Origin of the sequence: Thalassotalea euphylliae, assembly GCF_003390335.1 — a bacterium.
Lineage (GTDB): Bacteria > Pseudomonadota > Gammaproteobacteria > Enterobacterales > Alteromonadaceae > Thalassotalea_F > Thalassotalea_F euphylliae_B.
On the sequence record NZ_QUOU01000001.1, the window covers coordinates 3408403 to 3422651 of the forward strand.

Annotated in this window: 13 protein-coding genes; 11 read left to right on the forward strand and 2 right to left on the reverse strand. The window is 46.4% G+C overall.

Annotated features, from left to right (window positions below; genetic code table 11):
• The first annotated feature begins 14 nt into the window (after positions 1–14).
• The 7 genes from DXX93_RS14970 (at position 15) to DXX93_RS15000 (ending at position 6147) form a co-directional block, all read left to right on the forward strand.
• Positions 15–512: a hypothetical protein gene (locus DXX93_RS14970; protein WP_116008801.1), complete on the forward strand. Its 498-nt coding sequence runs from the start codon at positions 15–17 to the stop codon at positions 510–512.
• A 45-nt stretch (positions 513–557) separates the two neighbouring features.
• Positions 558–2015 (forward strand): DsbA family protein, encoded by a 1458-nt coding sequence (locus DXX93_RS14975; RefSeq protein ID WP_116008802.1) that lies wholly within the window; start codon positions 558–560, stop codon positions 2013–2015.
• Positions 2016–2330: 315 nt separating this feature from the next.
• A complete protein-coding gene (locus DXX93_RS14980; RefSeq protein WP_258872679.1) occupies positions 2331–3101 on the forward strand; it encodes a DUF1826 domain-containing protein in 771 nt (256 codons plus the stop codon).
• A gap of 156 nt (positions 3102–3257) precedes the next feature.
• The gene (locus DXX93_RS14985) at positions 3258–3911 is read left to right on the forward strand and encodes a ZrgA family zinc uptake protein (protein WP_116008803.1); all 654 of its coding nucleotides are present in this window, start codon (positions 3258–3260) and stop codon (positions 3909–3911) included.
• Between the two features lie 4 nt (positions 3912–3915).
• Entirely contained in the window at positions 3916–4422 is a 507-nt protein-coding gene (locus tag DXX93_RS14990) for a Fur family transcriptional regulator (RefSeq protein ID WP_116008804.1), read from the forward strand.
• Between the two features lie 150 nt (positions 4423–4572).
• Positions 4573–4986 carry a MerC domain-containing protein gene (locus DXX93_RS14995; RefSeq protein WP_116008805.1) on the forward strand — a complete coding sequence of 138 codons (414 nt, stop codon included), beginning with the start codon at positions 4573–4575 and terminating at the stop codon, positions 4984–4986.
• Between the two features lie 90 nt (positions 4987–5076).
• Positions 5077–6147 carry a CobW family GTP-binding protein gene (locus tag DXX93_RS15000; protein ID WP_116008806.1) on the forward strand — a complete coding sequence of 357 codons (1071 nt, stop codon included), beginning with the start codon at positions 5077–5079 and terminating at the stop codon, positions 6145–6147.
• Positions 6148–6171: 24 nt separating this feature from the next.
• On the opposite strand, the gene DXX93_RS15005 is transcribed toward DXX93_RS15000, so the two are convergent.
• Positions 6172–6957 (reverse strand): DUF3299 domain-containing protein, encoded by a 786-nt coding sequence (locus tag DXX93_RS15005; protein WP_258872680.1) that lies wholly within the window; start codon positions 6955–6957, stop codon positions 6172–6174.
• Between the two features lie 331 nt (positions 6958–7288).
• Here DXX93_RS15005 and DXX93_RS15010 point away from each other — a divergent pair, with 331 nt between their 5' ends.
• The 3 genes from DXX93_RS15010 (at position 7289) to DXX93_RS15020 (ending at position 10734) form a co-directional block, all read left to right on the forward strand.
• A complete protein-coding gene (locus tag DXX93_RS15010; RefSeq protein WP_116008808.1) occupies positions 7289–8041 on the forward strand; it encodes an ABC transporter ATP-binding protein in 753 nt (250 codons plus the stop codon).
• Entirely contained in the window at positions 8041–9258 is a 1218-nt protein-coding gene (locus DXX93_RS15015) for an ABC transporter permease (protein WP_116008809.1), read from the forward strand. The genes DXX93_RS15010 and DXX93_RS15015 overlap by 1 nt, the downstream gene beginning before the upstream one ends.
• 78 nt (positions 9259–9336) lie before the next feature.
• Positions 9337–10734, forward strand: a complete 1398-nt coding sequence (locus DXX93_RS15020; RefSeq protein ID WP_116008810.1) for an alkaline phosphatase PhoX — start codon at positions 9337–9339, stop codon at positions 10732–10734.
• Between the two features lie 116 nt (positions 10735–10850).
• Here the strand turns inward: DXX93_RS15020 and DXX93_RS15025 are convergent, their stop codons facing one another.
• Positions 10851–12806, reverse strand: coding sequence for a BCCT family transporter (locus tag DXX93_RS15025; protein WP_116008811.1), 1956 nt, complete (start codon positions 12804–12806; stop codon positions 10851–10853).
• A gap of 411 nt (positions 12807–13217) precedes the next feature.
• On the opposite strand from DXX93_RS15025, the gene DXX93_RS15030 reads away from it, so the two are divergent.
• Positions 13218–14207, forward strand: coding sequence for a DUF1852 domain-containing protein (locus DXX93_RS15030; RefSeq protein WP_116008812.1), 990 nt, complete (start codon positions 13218–13220; stop codon positions 14205–14207).
• Positions 14208–14249: the final 42 nt, after the last annotated feature.

The following is a 14249-nucleotide window of genomic DNA, read 5'->3' on the forward strand; positions in this document are numbered from 1 at the left end:
AAATTGAGACAGCAATGCAATCAGCAAGGCAATCGGTAAGGCAATTTGTAACACGGCTCCTCCCCTCTTTTTTCATTTCTTGGTTGCTAACATTTTCTCTGGCTAGCTTGTTCCATAGCCAATACGTTGTCAATCAATTAGTTAACCTGGGGATTGAGGTTGGCATAAATGTTCGCACTAGCTTAGTATTCGATGATTGGCTGGGGCTTTTACCGACCTACGGCAGCATTATCGCTATCGCACTTTTAATTGCCTTTTCACTCGCTGGCTGGCTGGTAAAGCGATTAAATAATCATCGAAATGCACTCTTTGTGACTGCCGGTATTCTTGCCTTTGTTGTGGTACTGACCGCAATCAATTCGATAATGCATATTAATATTATCGCCGGCGCAAGAGGCTGGGGTTTTTATTTACAGCTACTTGCTGGCGCCATTGGCGGCTATGTTTTTGCGATGCTTAGTCAACGTAAGCTCAGCCAGCCCAAGCCTAATCAAAACGAGCGAGCACAATAAAGCGATAACAAGGACTGCACCGACAAGTAACAGCCAGCACTCACCATGAAAAAAACCATCATGCCCAACTTTGCGCGAGTGCTGGCCAGTGACAGCTTGTTGTCACTCAAACAGCATGTTTACCATCTCAAACAATCGCTTTACGGCCAACAAAGAACCCTTGATGTCTTTATCAAAGTCGACGATCCGTATAGCTACCTTTTAGTGCAAGTACTGGACAATATGACAACGCGATTTGACGTAACACTAAAATTTCATGTTTTTATCGACCAAGATCCCCATATGTTCCCACAGCTTGCACTGTGGCGTGCTCATGCGGTCAAAGACGCTGGCCACCTAGCAAAGCTTTACCACCTTAGCGCGCCAAGTGGTGAATTAATCGAAATATCTGGTGACAAGGAGGCTCAACAAAATATTATGGCGGTTGCCCAAGCATTGGTGAATATCGAAAGCAGTGATAGCTTTCTAGCTCAGGCAAAAATTTTGCTTGGAGCTCTGTGGCAAGGCAAAGGTACAGCTTTGCTTAATCAACACAAGCTAAAGCAACGACTTGAAAGCCAGCCTTCGCTTTCAGCACAGCAATTAGCCCAAGCCAAACAAAAGCTGGCGGACAACTTTGCCGCGTTAACTCGCAAAGGCCATTACCTAGGCGCAATGCTTTACTTTCAAGGGGATTGGTATTGGGGCATAGACAGGTTAGCTCACTTAGAAGCGCGCTTGATTAAACTCGGCTACTTCAAAGCTGTCGATAAGAAAGAAACTGATAAAACAGCAGCTGACAAGAAAGCAGTCAGCCCGGAACCCTGTAGTCTCAATTCATTAAGCAAGGTTCGTCAATTAGCGCCAACTATCTACTTTGACAAAACCTACCGAGATTTTTGCCAAACGGACACCTCCACCCTCACCTTTCCTGCCAGCCATTGCGCCATAGAGTTCTATTGGTCAGCTCGCAGCCCGTATTCCTATATTGCCCTGGAGCGAATTACGCAATTAGCTGCGCACTACAAACTAGCACTTAACATCAAACCTGTGCTGCCCATGATGATGCGCGGTTTAACCGTGCCAACAGCCAAGAAAATGTACATTTTTCACGATACCAAGCGCGAAGCGAAAAAACTGGGGCTAAATTACGGCTTTGTTGCCGACCCGTTAGGCGCTGCGGTCGAGCGTTGCTATGCGCTACTTGCCTATGCCACAGCAGAAAATAAACTGACAGCGTTTTTGCTCAGCTTTGCTCGCGCCGTTAACACCCAAGGCATTCACGCAGACACAGATCCGGGTCTACAACTTATCGTCGAGCGTGCTGGCCTCAACTGGGCTATTGCTAAAACACATGTAAACAATACAAGCTGGCAAACACAGGTAGCTGAAAATCTTGACGAAATGATGTCACTTGGCCTCTGGGGTGTGCCTTGTATGCGCTTTGGCAAGCATTGCTTTTGGGGACAAGACAGGATCGGTATGCTAGAAAACGTGATTAAAAAAGCATTGGCAATTAGCTAACCTGACTCCTACGTGCGAGCCTTTTACGGCCACCTCAATAACGTTATAAAACTTGGCTAAGTAACCGCCAATTAAACACAAATCAAGCGCTAAAGTTCCACTTAATAAAAACCCCACTTTACATTTGTTACAGTATAACATTACAATAAATTCAACCTTAATGACGGACACGTGATACTGGCTTTTGGCTTTAAAACGCCCTAAACATTTTAAATCCACCTATAAATCAATAGAAAGCATAGTGTTAGCTACTTGTTCGCCATAAAAACAGTCAATCACCAAAAGTAAGAAAAGAGATAAAGTAACAGGTCTATTATGGGTAATCTCGCGGCAGCGCATACTTCACAATCTCCCAAGCCGATAACCAGATTACCATCAGCATTGGTTTCGACGAAAAGTACAACGACCACAACTATTTCAACGCTTTCACCAGCAGACTCGATGGCTGAAACACCAAAGCGCAAAGCGAGCGCAGGCACTGAGCCAGCGATTTTTACTCGTATCTACCAAGCAGATATCAACCTTTCAGTGTGGCAAGAGGCAATGCCCGCCAAAGTGATGGAAGAAGCAAACCAGCTATTAACGCAAGCCACTAACGTTAAAGCGGTCATGACCACGGATCCAGAAAACGTTGTTGATAACCTGATTGAACAATGTGATGAGTTATCTACTACCCCTGAGTTATGTCAACACATCGCGCTGCTGGTTGATATGTTTTGTACTTTGTTTGAATTAGAGCGCGTTGGCTTGCGCTTAACCCATCTTACCCATGCCATGTGCCCCAAGTTTCACGTTGATAAAGTGCCTTGCCGACTCGTCGCAACATATACAGGCAATGCCACAGAGTGGCTCCCCAATGAGTGTGTCAATCGCGCTAAACTGGGCTTTGGCAGTCAAGGTTTACCAGATGAACGCTCAGGCATCATTCGCGACTTGAGCCAAATTAACCAATTAAACGCGGGCGATGTTGCACTACTAAAAGGTGAATCTTGGCACGACAATGAAGGTGGTGGCTTAGTGCACCGCTCACCGAGACTAGCCGATAACGAGCAGCGTTTATTGTTAACGCTAGATTTCAGCGACTAACACTAGCAGCCAATAAACTATGTCACCGCCATTAAGGCCAAGCTAAACACGATATTTCCTGCGATACGCTTTGTGCACTATGGCCCAAGCGAAACAAGGCAAAGTAGCTAAAGCCAGAGCAGATAAAGCCAAAGTAAAAAAAGCCAACTCACAGATATGATAAAGATACACGTTAAGCTCATTAATTACCTTGCCGCCGCACTTTTTGTGTGTGGGCTTGGTATGCCAATAAGCTTGGCTGCTGAGCACAATACAAGCGATAACACAAACCACAACACAAGCCACAATAAAAGCCACGAACAGGACTTCGCTCAGAGTCACAACCATCACTCTGGCCTTCAAGCTCATGTACATGGTGAAGCAGAGTTAACCCTTGTGCTCGAACGGCAGCAGTTGCACATTAATTTAGCCGCGCCCGCAGAGAGCCTTTTGGGGTTTGAGCACCAAGCGCACAGTCAACGCGAAAAAAACATAGTCAAACAAGTGGTGACGCATTTATCAACGCTTGACCATGTCATTAAATTCAAGGCGAACACTTGCCAACTAACTGAGCAGCATATTGATACTAATAGCGTTATGCCGATAACACCGACGCAAAAGCAAACCGACCGTGCTGAGCATGCCGAACATGCTGAAATTACCGCTAGCTATGAGTTTGCGTGCCAACGCCCGAAGCAATTAACATCAATTTCCCTCGAGTTGTTTACGCATTTTAAGCGGTTAACCAAAATTCATACGATTTGGCTAACAGAGCATCAGCAAGGTCGTCAGGTACTCACTCCCTCATCACGCGTGCTAAGCCTAAGGTAACCCAATGAACAACTGGCAAACCCATATCGAACAAGCGGAGCAAAGTTGCCGTCAAAGCGGTGAGCGCCTCACGACAAAGCGCAAACAAGTGCTCGCGATTTTACTGAAAGCCGACAAAGCCATATCGGCCTATGAACTGATCGAGCTATACAGCGAGCAGCACCAGCGCACACTCGCGCCAATGTCGGCTTATCGCATTCTCGACTTTTTAGAATCTGTGCATCTAGCGCATCGCTTAAACACCGCCAATAAATACGTTGCCTGTGCCTATATTGGCTGTGAACACTCCCATGAATTACCGCAATTTATTGTTTGTCAGGAATGTCAGCGGGTTGATGAGCTAAGTGCTTGTTCGTCTAATTTAATGGCATTAACTGACGAAATTAAACAAACCGGGTATCAACTAAGTTCACCGCAAATAGAGCTCACAGGCGTTTGTCAGGCTTGCCTCAAGTTAAAACAGGAGCAAGTGACAACGACCATTGAACATCGCACTCAGCAACAGGCCTAACGGATTGTAAACGAATAGACGAAAACGCATAAGCACAACAACATAAAGGCACACCATCAATTGCAGCCTTTATCTTACAGAACACGCTAGTCCGCTAGCTTACTTAATATATTTAGCTCAATTAACAAAAAACAAAGACAAGGTTTATCAATGAAACTACTATCTATTTCTGCCGACAAATTAGCGATCAGCTTATCTATGCTTTGCGTGCTGCATTGTTTAGCATTGCCCTTATTACTTGTGGTTGTGCCAAGTTTAGCGGTATTGCCGATGGCACAGGAGTCTTTTCACTTTTGGATGGTAATGGCGGTGCTGCCAACGAGTATTTACGCGCTAACCTTAGGTTGCAAAAAACACCGTAACACAAGCGTTGTCGCCTATGGTTTAGCTGGGCTTGCAGCTTTGCTGGCGGCGGTACTACTAGGTGAACATTTACTGGGTGAAGTTGGCGAGAAGTTACTCACCACAATAGGCGCAAGCATTATCGCCGTAGCGCATTTTAAAAACTTTAGCTTGTGCCGTAGCCACGACAAATGCGCTTGCCCTGCAGAGCAAGCAAGCTAGTATTTGAACCAACACAAAGCTTCTTAGCAGTTTTACTCTTAGCAGCATTATTGTTAGCAGCAGTGTCTTCAGCAAAATAAGAGCCAATTAATGCCCTCAACAAACGATAAAATCCTCGCCGTTCCGACCAACATCATTACTGGTTTTTTAGGGGTCGGTAAAACATCAGCAATACTGCACTTGTTAAAGCAAAAACCAACGCATGAGCGCTGGGCGATACTGGTCAATGAATTTGGTGAAATAGGGGTTGATGGCAGCTTATTTCAAGGGCAATCAACACAGGCCCAATCGGCAGAAGAACCAGCAGAACGCACGCAACGCGTTTTTATTAAGGAAGTACCGGGCGGCTGTATGTGCTGTGCTTCTGGGCTTCCCATGCAAATTGCCCTGAACTTGCTGCTTAACGAAGCCAAGCCCGACCGCCTGCTTATCGAGCCTACAGGTCTTGGCCACCCCGTTGAGGTACTCCAGCTACTTTCAAACCAGTACTACAGTGAAATTTTAGATTTACAGAAGACCATTACACTCGTCGACGCCCGCAATCTAGCCGACAATCGCTATACCGCGCATGCGACATTTAATCAGCAAATCAGCATTGCCGATATGGTCGTTGGTAACAAAGTCGATTTGTATTCAGAGGTTCATGAAAAAGCGCTCAACACTTACTTAGTGCACTTGAAAGCGCCTGATGCCCCAGAGCAGCAGCTAGTGTTTACTGAGCATGGCAAAATTGAGTTAGCCTGGCTTGCAGGAAAAACAGCTCACCTTCCGGTAAAACATCGCCACCATCACCATAATCACCACGGCCAAAATAAGCGCAAAAACGAGCCCATTGCCGCTGAAAAACCGTTGCCTGCATCGGGTTATTTAACAGCGGTAAATCAAGGCGAAGGCTTTAACAGTGTCGGCTGGCGCTTTGCTCCAGATAAAATTTTCGATCGCGAGCAATTGCTTATTTTCTTAACTGGCATTACTGCCGAGCGCATTAAAGGCGTATTTATCACCTCAGATGGTATTTTTGGCTACAACAGTACCCGTGATGGGCTCACTGAAATTGCTTTGGATGAGTGCCTTGAAAGCCGTATTGAGATTATCTGCGCGAATAATGAAGTTGAAACGCAACAATGGGAGCAAACCTTAACGGCTGCGCTGGTTTGCTAAACTTTTAGTTGTATTTTCCCGATACTAGCCATCGTAGCGTTCAATATAGGCTAGCGTCATTGTGTAGGCGGCTGTTGCTAGTTGGTCTTCAAATAGCTCAGTCGCTAACGTCCCTGAAATCCAAATCGGCTCATACAAGTTTTCCAGTGTGAAACCACGTTCAGCTTCAACAAAAATAATTTGATTCGGAGGCGGCGGTGGCAAATGAATACAAGCACCAAAAAACGGTACGAAGAAAAAGCTGGTAATCACCTGCTGCTCGTTATACTCCAGCGGGACAACAAAACCGGGAATTCTCACCCCTTTGCCATTCATGGCTTCAATAATGTTCGTGGAGATTAACGCTTGCTCGTAAGGATCAACTTGGGGCATGTCAGCTTGAGCTTCCAGCTGATTGGCCGCCTGATTGGCAGCCATGGCACTTTGAATAGTGCTCGCGATTTGATCTTCCGGTGAACCGTCTTCAATGCTGGTCAAATACGCGGGCGGATTAAGTAACGCTGCTAAATCGTCTTGCGGAATTAAGTCTGCCCATTCAATTAATTGGTAATCACCAGTATCAAGATGCGAACCATCTGAAAATGTTAATAGCTCATTAGTTCGCGCTTGCCTGTTAGCATGCGTTGCTAATTTAGAGGCTAATTCATCAACTGATGCCGAGTGCTCACTCTGGCCACCTTGATTGTCCTTGTCTGGCTTTGACGGATCACAGCCGCTAATGCCAAGTACAATCGCTAGCGAGAGTACCGATGCTTTAAGCGATCTCCAAGTGCGCGTTCCCATCAGCTTGTTATCTTCTATATTTCTCAATGTTTTACCCCTGTGCTGATCTAACCGTTATTCATTACACAATAACAATTCCTTAGGAAAGGAAATTAATATCACTTGGCTTTTTCAAGGCACCTCACCTCCCCTGCCCCTTCTCTTAAAAGCAAAATGCTTACAACAGACTCAAAGACAAGCTCCTAATATCAAGAGCCTTACAAGCAAACTAGACAAAAACCTCATTCGCGATTTATAACGATTTCATGAATGTTTACAAAGAGGCTTCAACCCCAACGAGTTATCGTGATACTATCACAACCAAGAAATTTTAGTTACATTATCACAATAATACTTTATCTCGAATAATCCGTTAGTAATGAGCAAAGCAGTTGAGCTGGAAAACTTAATATTTCGTTACGCTACTCACACGAACAGCAAGCACGCCAGCATCAATGCTAGTAGCAATAACAATAAAGACACCAACCATGCCCCCCTACTCAATATTCCAACCTGGTCGGTAGCTGCAGGGCAAAAACATTTTATTCTTGGCCCTTCTGGCAGTGGTAAATCAACCTTGCTGAACTTGCTTGCAGGGCTTTTAGTGCCAACATCGGGTAAGGTCACTGTGCTAGGTGAGCAAATCAGCCGTTTAAGTGCGCGTAAACGCGACAAGTTTCGCGCTGATCACATCGGCTATATTTTTCAGCAATTTAATTTGGTACCGTATTTAAATGCCATAGACAATATCAAGCTGGCCAATCACTTTGCATCCCGCCCCCAGCAAAAAAATGTTGAGCACGCCATATTGTCATTGCTGGAACGCCTCAGCATAGACAGTAATGACTGGCGTCGCCCAGTAAACTTGCTAAGCGTCGGCCAACAGCAGCGAATTGGTATTGCCCGAGCCTTAATTAATCAACCCAAGCTGATCATTGCCGACGAGCCGACTTCGTCACTGGATACCCAAGCGAGAAATAGTTTTATCGACCTGCTGATCGCGCTGTGCAATGAACAACAAGCCACTCTACTCTTTGTCAGTCACGATACTCAGCTCGCCACACATTTTGATCAAGTAGCATCGCTGCAAGCAATCAATCACCCGCCGAGCGCTGCTAGAGGCCAGCACTAATGTTATTGCGTATTGCCGGTAAAAGCTTAATGCATCGCAAAGGTTCGGTATTACTGACAATATTTGCCGTCACCGTCAGTATTGCGGTGATGCTGGCGGTCGAGCATATCAGGCAGCAAGCCAAAACCAGCTTTGCCAGCAGCGTGTCAGGCGTTGATCTCATTGTCGGTACGCGCACTGGCAGCTTGAACTTGTTGCTCTACTCTGTGTTTAGAATGGGCGCCCCCACGAATAACATCAGCTGGCAATCCTATCAAAAACTGGCCAATAACAGCGCCGTTGATTGGGCCATTCCAATCTCGCTTGGCGACTCGCATCGCGGCTATCGCGTCTTGGGGACTACGCAAAACTATTTCATGCACTTTAGCTATGGTGAGCAGCGACAACTTAACTTCGCACATGGCGGCGCATTTAATGATGTTTTTGAGGTTGTCTTAGGCGCTGATGTGGCCAGTAGTTTGGGCTATCAGCTGAATGATTCGCTGACACTGTCGCACGGCATAGGCACCACCAGCTTTACCAATCACGACCAATCTCCGTTTCGCGTTGTCGGTATTTTGAAACCGACAGGGACACCCGTTGATCGCACTTTGCACGTTAGCTTGCAAGGGTTAAGCGCGGTACATTTAACGCGCCACAAAGCCGTAACTCAATTGACCATGACTGCGAAAGCGTTGCAACCAAGGTCAGTTACCGCCGTTATGCTGGGGTTAACATCCAGAATGCGTGTGTTTGGCCTGCAGCGACAAATCAACACGGATAACAGTGAGCCGCTGATGGCCATTTTACCCGGCGTGGCGCTGCAAGAGTTGTGGCAAACCATGGCGATTGTCGAAAAAACCTTGCGATTAATTGCGGCGCTCGTGGTGGTTGCTGCGCTACTAGGGCTAAGTGCCATGCTACTAGGCTCAATTAACGAGCGCCGTCATGAAATAAAGCTGCTCAGAACACTCGGTGCTTCCCCTGCTTTTCTATACTGGTTTATAGCGTTTGAAGCATTCTTAATCGTGCTGGCTAGCACAGCTTTTGCCACGGGTTTACTAACCCTAGGTTTGGTACTCAGCGAAAACTATTTACTGAACCAGTTTGGTTTAGCCGTCTCCCCCTATGTTGTGTCTGAGGCGAACTTAATCACCTTGGGATTGATACTGCTCGTAACGTTTATCGCTGCGCTTCCGCCAGCGCTATCTGCTTATGCAAATGCCAGAAGACCGTAAACACAGTAAAAGAGTATGTCTGCTCAGCGAATTTAGACAAGTTGGTTATTACAAACACAATAGATTTAAGGATTTCCTATGGTTACCAGACGCGATTTTTGCCTTGGTTTAACTTCGCTAGCATTTGCTGGCTTGTCAGGCTGTGGCTTAGGTAAAGGCTCCTCCTCAGCTTCAACTGGCGCGGCATCGTCAGCACAGAAACTAATGCAACGGGCCAAGGGCTATGGCCCGTTAACCGCCGATGCACAACAGCTTTTAGACTTACCTGCGGGCTTTAGCTACGACATTATTTCCCAATTCGGGCAACCGATGACCGATGGTATGGCGGTACCTGATAGAGCAGATGGCATGGGCTGTTTACCGCTTGATAAGGATCGCGTTGCTTTGATTCGCAATCACGAACTGTCACCAGAAAATTTAGGCACACAGCCAGCATCAATTCAACAGCACAAAAGCGCACTTGCCTACGACCAACTCGCTAACGGTATTGCGCTACCGGGTGGCACAACCTCACTTATTTACAACCTCAACACTCGCAAAGTTGAACAAGAATTTGTCAGCTTGAGTGGTACTATTCGCAACTGTGCTGGCGGCGTCACCCCTTGGGGCAGCTGGCTTTCTTGTGAAGAAAACGTGTCTACACCTGATGGCAAAATCAGCCAATCACATGGCTATATTTTTGAAGTGCCAGCCACCGCTACTGGCTTGATTAACGCACAACCGCTTAAAGCCATGGGACGCTTTAATCACGAAGCCGCAGCGGTTGACCCACGCACAGGCATTGTTTATCTGACCGAAGATCGCGGCGACAGCTTGTTCTATCGTTTTCTGCCCAAAACCTACGGCAAGTTGGCCGAAGGTGGCCAACTGCAGGCACTGGTGGTAAAAAACAAACCTCAGTTTGATAGCCGCAATTGGCAAAATAACGATATGACACAGTTTGAGTGGCTAGACACACAGTGGATAGACATCACCAACCCCGAAAGCCCCGCAGATGATTTACGCCAGCAGGGGTTTGCGCAAGGGGCAGCGCGGTTTGCACGCGGTGAAGGCATTCACTGGGCAGATAACGAGCTGTATTTTTGCTGCACCAACGGCGGCGCTAAGCAGCTCGGGCAAATTATGCGTTACCAACCGTCACCGGTGGAGGGCACAAGCGCAGAAATAAACGAGCCGGGGCGGCTCCAACTCTTTTTAGAAAGCGAGGACAAGTCACTGTTTAACTTTGGCGATAACCTGACAGTCACCCCGCAAGGGCATTTAATTGTCTGTGAAGATCAATACACAGACGTTGTCGATAATCACCTGCGCGGCGTAACACCCGAGGGAAAATTATACGATTTTGCTCGCTTACACGCGCAAACCGAGCTGGCTGGAGCCTGTTTTTCACCAGACGGCGAAACCTTATTTGTAAACCTTTACTCTCCAGCTAAAACACTCGCGATACGCGGTCCATGGCAAACGGTTAGCAGCTAGTGTTCATCAGCGTCTCATTGAGATAATCACACTTATTCGACTAACGAAAAAGCGGCCAATTTACTGAGTAAATTGGCCGCTTGAGCTTTCAAGCGATGTAGACTTAATCAGTCGGTTTAATCGCGTATTAAGTGCAAAAAGTGCAAATGCTTTTGATATTGATCGACAATATCATTGAGCACTGCCGCTTCAGACCAACCCATTATGTCGTAATCCTGACCACCTTCCACTAAGTGAACTTCGGCGCGATAGTAAGTATCAGAATCACTTTCGTTGTCACTGCTAAATTCCGGCTGCAAGTGCTTACTCTTTTTAACGGCATAGACAAAGTCATGCTCATCGCCGTGATACACTTTTAATTGCAAGCCTGCGGTGGTGGCTTCTACTTCAACGTCAATATCATTGGCCTCAAATTGGCGCTTTATTTGATTGAACGCTTTGCTCACACGGCGCTTAATAAACACATCAGCATTTTGCTTAGTCGGTGTCGATAAAATATTATCGAGCTTTTCTTGCCAGTTATCTGTGTTGTCGTAAGCATTAGTCATCGACACGTTCAGCTGCATACTGTCACGTTTAGCCGACTCAACTCTCAGCGCGCGCACTAAACCAATACAGGCAGCGAGCAGCACTAGTGAAAACGGCAACGCACTGGCAATCGTCATGGTTTGCAAGGCTTCAAGCCCACCAGCATAACTCAAGGCTATTGCCACTAGGCCAACGCAAACCGCCCAGAACAAACGCTGCCACACGGGGGTGTCGTTATTGCCGTTTGAACACAACATGTCAATGACCATGGCGCCAGAATCGCATGAGGTGACAAAGAAAATCACGATCATCAGAATTGACAAGCCCGTTAAGGCGGTTGACCACGGCATAGACTCTAAAAAGACAAACAGGCTAACGGAGGTGTTTTCACCCACCATTTGCGCCAAGCGTACAAAGCCATCGTCAACAACTTGTGAAATCGCAGAATTGCCGAAAATAGTCATCCATAAAAGCGTGAACATTGTCGGTACGATAAGTACACCGAGCACGAACTCTCTAATGGTTCGGCCTTTGGAAATACGCGCAATAAACAAACCAACGAACGGCGCCCAAGCAAGCCACCAGCCCCAGTAGAAAATCGTCCAGCCGCCTATCCACTCTTTTTTCTCATAGGCAAACAAGTTGAAAGTATTCGAGACAATATCAGACAAGTAGCCACCAAAGTTTTGCACATAGGCTTGCAATAAAAATACCGTTGGCCCCAGCACAAAAATCAGTAGCAAGAGCATAACGGCCAAGCCCATATTCACTTCTGATAGAATTTTAATGCCCTTGTCCAGGCCAGTGACCACGGAAACCGATGCCAGCGAAACAATCGCGATCATGATCAACATTTGGTTGAGCTGTGACACGTCAATTTCGAACAAGTAATTTAAACCAGCGTTAACTTGACTGGCGCCAAGCCCTAGCGATGTAGCGACACCAAACACAGTGCCAACAACCGCAAAGACATCAACAACATGCCCTTGCCAGCCGTAAATTTTATCACCAATAATCGGATAAAGTGCAGAGCGCAATGTCAGTGGCAAGCCTTGGCGATAAGAAAAGTACGCCAAAATTAACGCCACGATGGCGTATATGGCCCAAGCGTGAAATCCCCAGTGAAAGAAGGTAATTTTCATCGCATCGCGAATCGCATCCAGTGATTCTTTTTCAGCAGTTGGCGGCGAGAGATAGTGCATTAGTGGCTCAGCCACACCAAAGAACATTAAACCTATGCCCATACCGGCGGCAAATAGCATCGACAGCCAAGTGGTCATGCTGTAATCGGGTGTTGAGTGATCGGGTCCTAGTTTGATGTCGCCAAAGCGAGACATCCCCAAATAAACCACAAACCCTAAAATAATGCCGACCGCAAGCACATAGTACCAACTGCCATTGACAGTAATACCTGACTGCACCGCCGAAAACGTTGCTTTGGCCACACTTGGCCAGATCAAACTAAAGGACAGGAGTAAAGCAATAACAACGGTGGCCGGAATAAACACGGCACGATTAAGCTTCGATGAATTGAGTTTCATCATGAATTAACACCTTAGCGCTAAACGCTAGTTACAGAAGAAAACCAACGCTTAATTGTTTAACCGCTATTCGCATGCACTAGGTCACTAACCACCACAGATGCTGAGTAACGTGTATAAACCTGCCTTTCTCAGTCGGCAACCACCACAGAAACGGTAAAAAAATTAAGGTCGAGAAATAAAGTCGCATAGCTTAGCACAGTTCTTGTGCAGTTGTAGGCGCATTCGTTAAATTGTTGTTAATTCGAACAGTTTTAGACGAACTGCTAGCGATAATAGCCGCTAGCCCCCACTCAATGGGCATAATGAAAACTGCTCATCTTTTCATGAAATCTCTTCATTTTTATTCAGCAGTCAACGCCAGTATAAAACCAGTCAGTACTCACAAGTTCAGCCAACAGGCAGTAAATCATCATGACCACAGACTTTAATTACACCATCAAGCGCATTCGCTTCGACGAAAATTACCAACCGGCAGACAGCACCCGTTTAACCACTAATTTTGCTAACTTGGCGCGCGGCAGCCACCGCCAAACCAACTTGCGCAACGCCTTAAAAATGATTGATAACAATTTTAATGCCCTAGCCAATTGGGACAACCCAACGGGTGACCGTTACCGCGTAGAGCTTGAAATTATTTCTGTGGAGATGAAGGTACAAAGCAACTCTGAGCACCTAGGCGATGCGTTTCCGTCGATTGAAATCTTAAAAACCAGCATTTTGGATAGCAAAACAGGTCAGCGCAGCGAAGGTATTGTCGGTAATAATTTTTCATCGTACGTACGCGACTACGATTTCAGTGTATTACTGCTGGACCACAACAAAGACCAAAGACAATTTAGTGTGCCCAATAACTTTGGTGACCTGCACGGCAAGCTGTTTCAAAATTTTGTCAATTCTGCCACCTACCAGCAGCACTTTCACAAAAAGCCGGTTATTTGCTTGAGTGTGTCTGACAATAAAACCTACCAACGCACAGAAAACCAGCACCCTATTCTCGGCGTCGAGTACGAACCGAATGAGCCATCATTAACTGAGCAGTACTTTCAAAAAATGGGCTTGCAAGTGCGCTACTTTATGCCGCCTAACAGCGTTGCGCCATTTGCCTTTTATTTCTTTGGCGACTTACTCAACGATTACACCAACCTTGAGTTGATCAGCACCATTAGTACGATGGCAACGTTCCAGAAAATTTACCGCCCTGAAATTTACAATGCCAATGCAGTCGCCGGTCAGCGCTACCAGCCCAATTTAAATAATCCAGACCACTCGCTCACGCAAGTGGTATACGACCGCGAAGAGCGTAGCCGACTGGCGATTGAACAAGGTAAGTTCGCCCAACAGCACTTTATCCAGCCCTACCAAACCGTACTAGAGCACTGGGCAGCCAATTACGCCATGTAATCCTTGCGCCCAAATTTACGCAAACAATCGACTAAAAAGCAT

Excerpts from the sequence above, each read along its gene's own strand:
- DXX93_RS14970 (WP_116008801.1), top strand. The coding sequence starts at position 15 with ATGCAATCAGCAAGGCAATCGGTAAGGCAATTTGTAACACGGCTCCTC.
- DXX93_RS14975 (WP_116008802.1), top strand. The coding sequence starts at position 558 with ATGAAAAAAACCATCATGCCCAACTTTGCGCGAGTGCTGGCCAGTGAC.
- DXX93_RS14980 (WP_258872679.1), top strand. The coding sequence starts at position 2,331 with ATGGGTAATCTCGCGGCAGCGCATACTTCACAATCTCCCAAGCCGATA.
- DXX93_RS14985 (WP_116008803.1), top strand. The coding sequence starts at position 3,258 with ATGATAAAGATACACGTTAAGCTCATTAATTACCTTGCCGCCGCACTT.
- DXX93_RS14990 (WP_116008804.1), top strand. The coding sequence starts at position 3,916 with ATGAACAACTGGCAAACCCATATCGAACAAGCGGAGCAAAGTTGCCGT.
- DXX93_RS14995 (WP_116008805.1), top strand. The coding sequence starts at position 4,573 with ATGAAACTACTATCTATTTCTGCCGACAAATTAGCGATCAGCTTATCT.
- DXX93_RS15000 (WP_116008806.1), top strand. The coding sequence starts at position 5,077 with ATGCCCTCAACAAACGATAAAATCCTCGCCGTTCCGACCAACATCATT.
- DXX93_RS15010 (WP_116008808.1), top strand. The coding sequence starts at position 7,289 with ATGAGCAAAGCAGTTGAGCTGGAAAACTTAATATTTCGTTACGCTACT.
- DXX93_RS15015 (WP_116008809.1), top strand. The coding sequence starts at position 8,041 with ATGTTATTGCGTATTGCCGGTAAAAGCTTAATGCATCGCAAAGGTTCG.
- DXX93_RS15020 (WP_116008810.1), top strand. The coding sequence starts at position 9,337 with ATGGTTACCAGACGCGATTTTTGCCTTGGTTTAACTTCGCTAGCATTT.
- DXX93_RS15025 (WP_116008811.1), bottom strand. The coding sequence starts at position 12,806 with ATGATGAAACTCAATTCATCGAAGCTTAATCGTGCCGTGTTTATTCCG.
- DXX93_RS15030 (WP_116008812.1), top strand. The coding sequence starts at position 13,218 with ATGACCACAGACTTTAATTACACCATCAAGCGCATTCGCTTCGACGAA.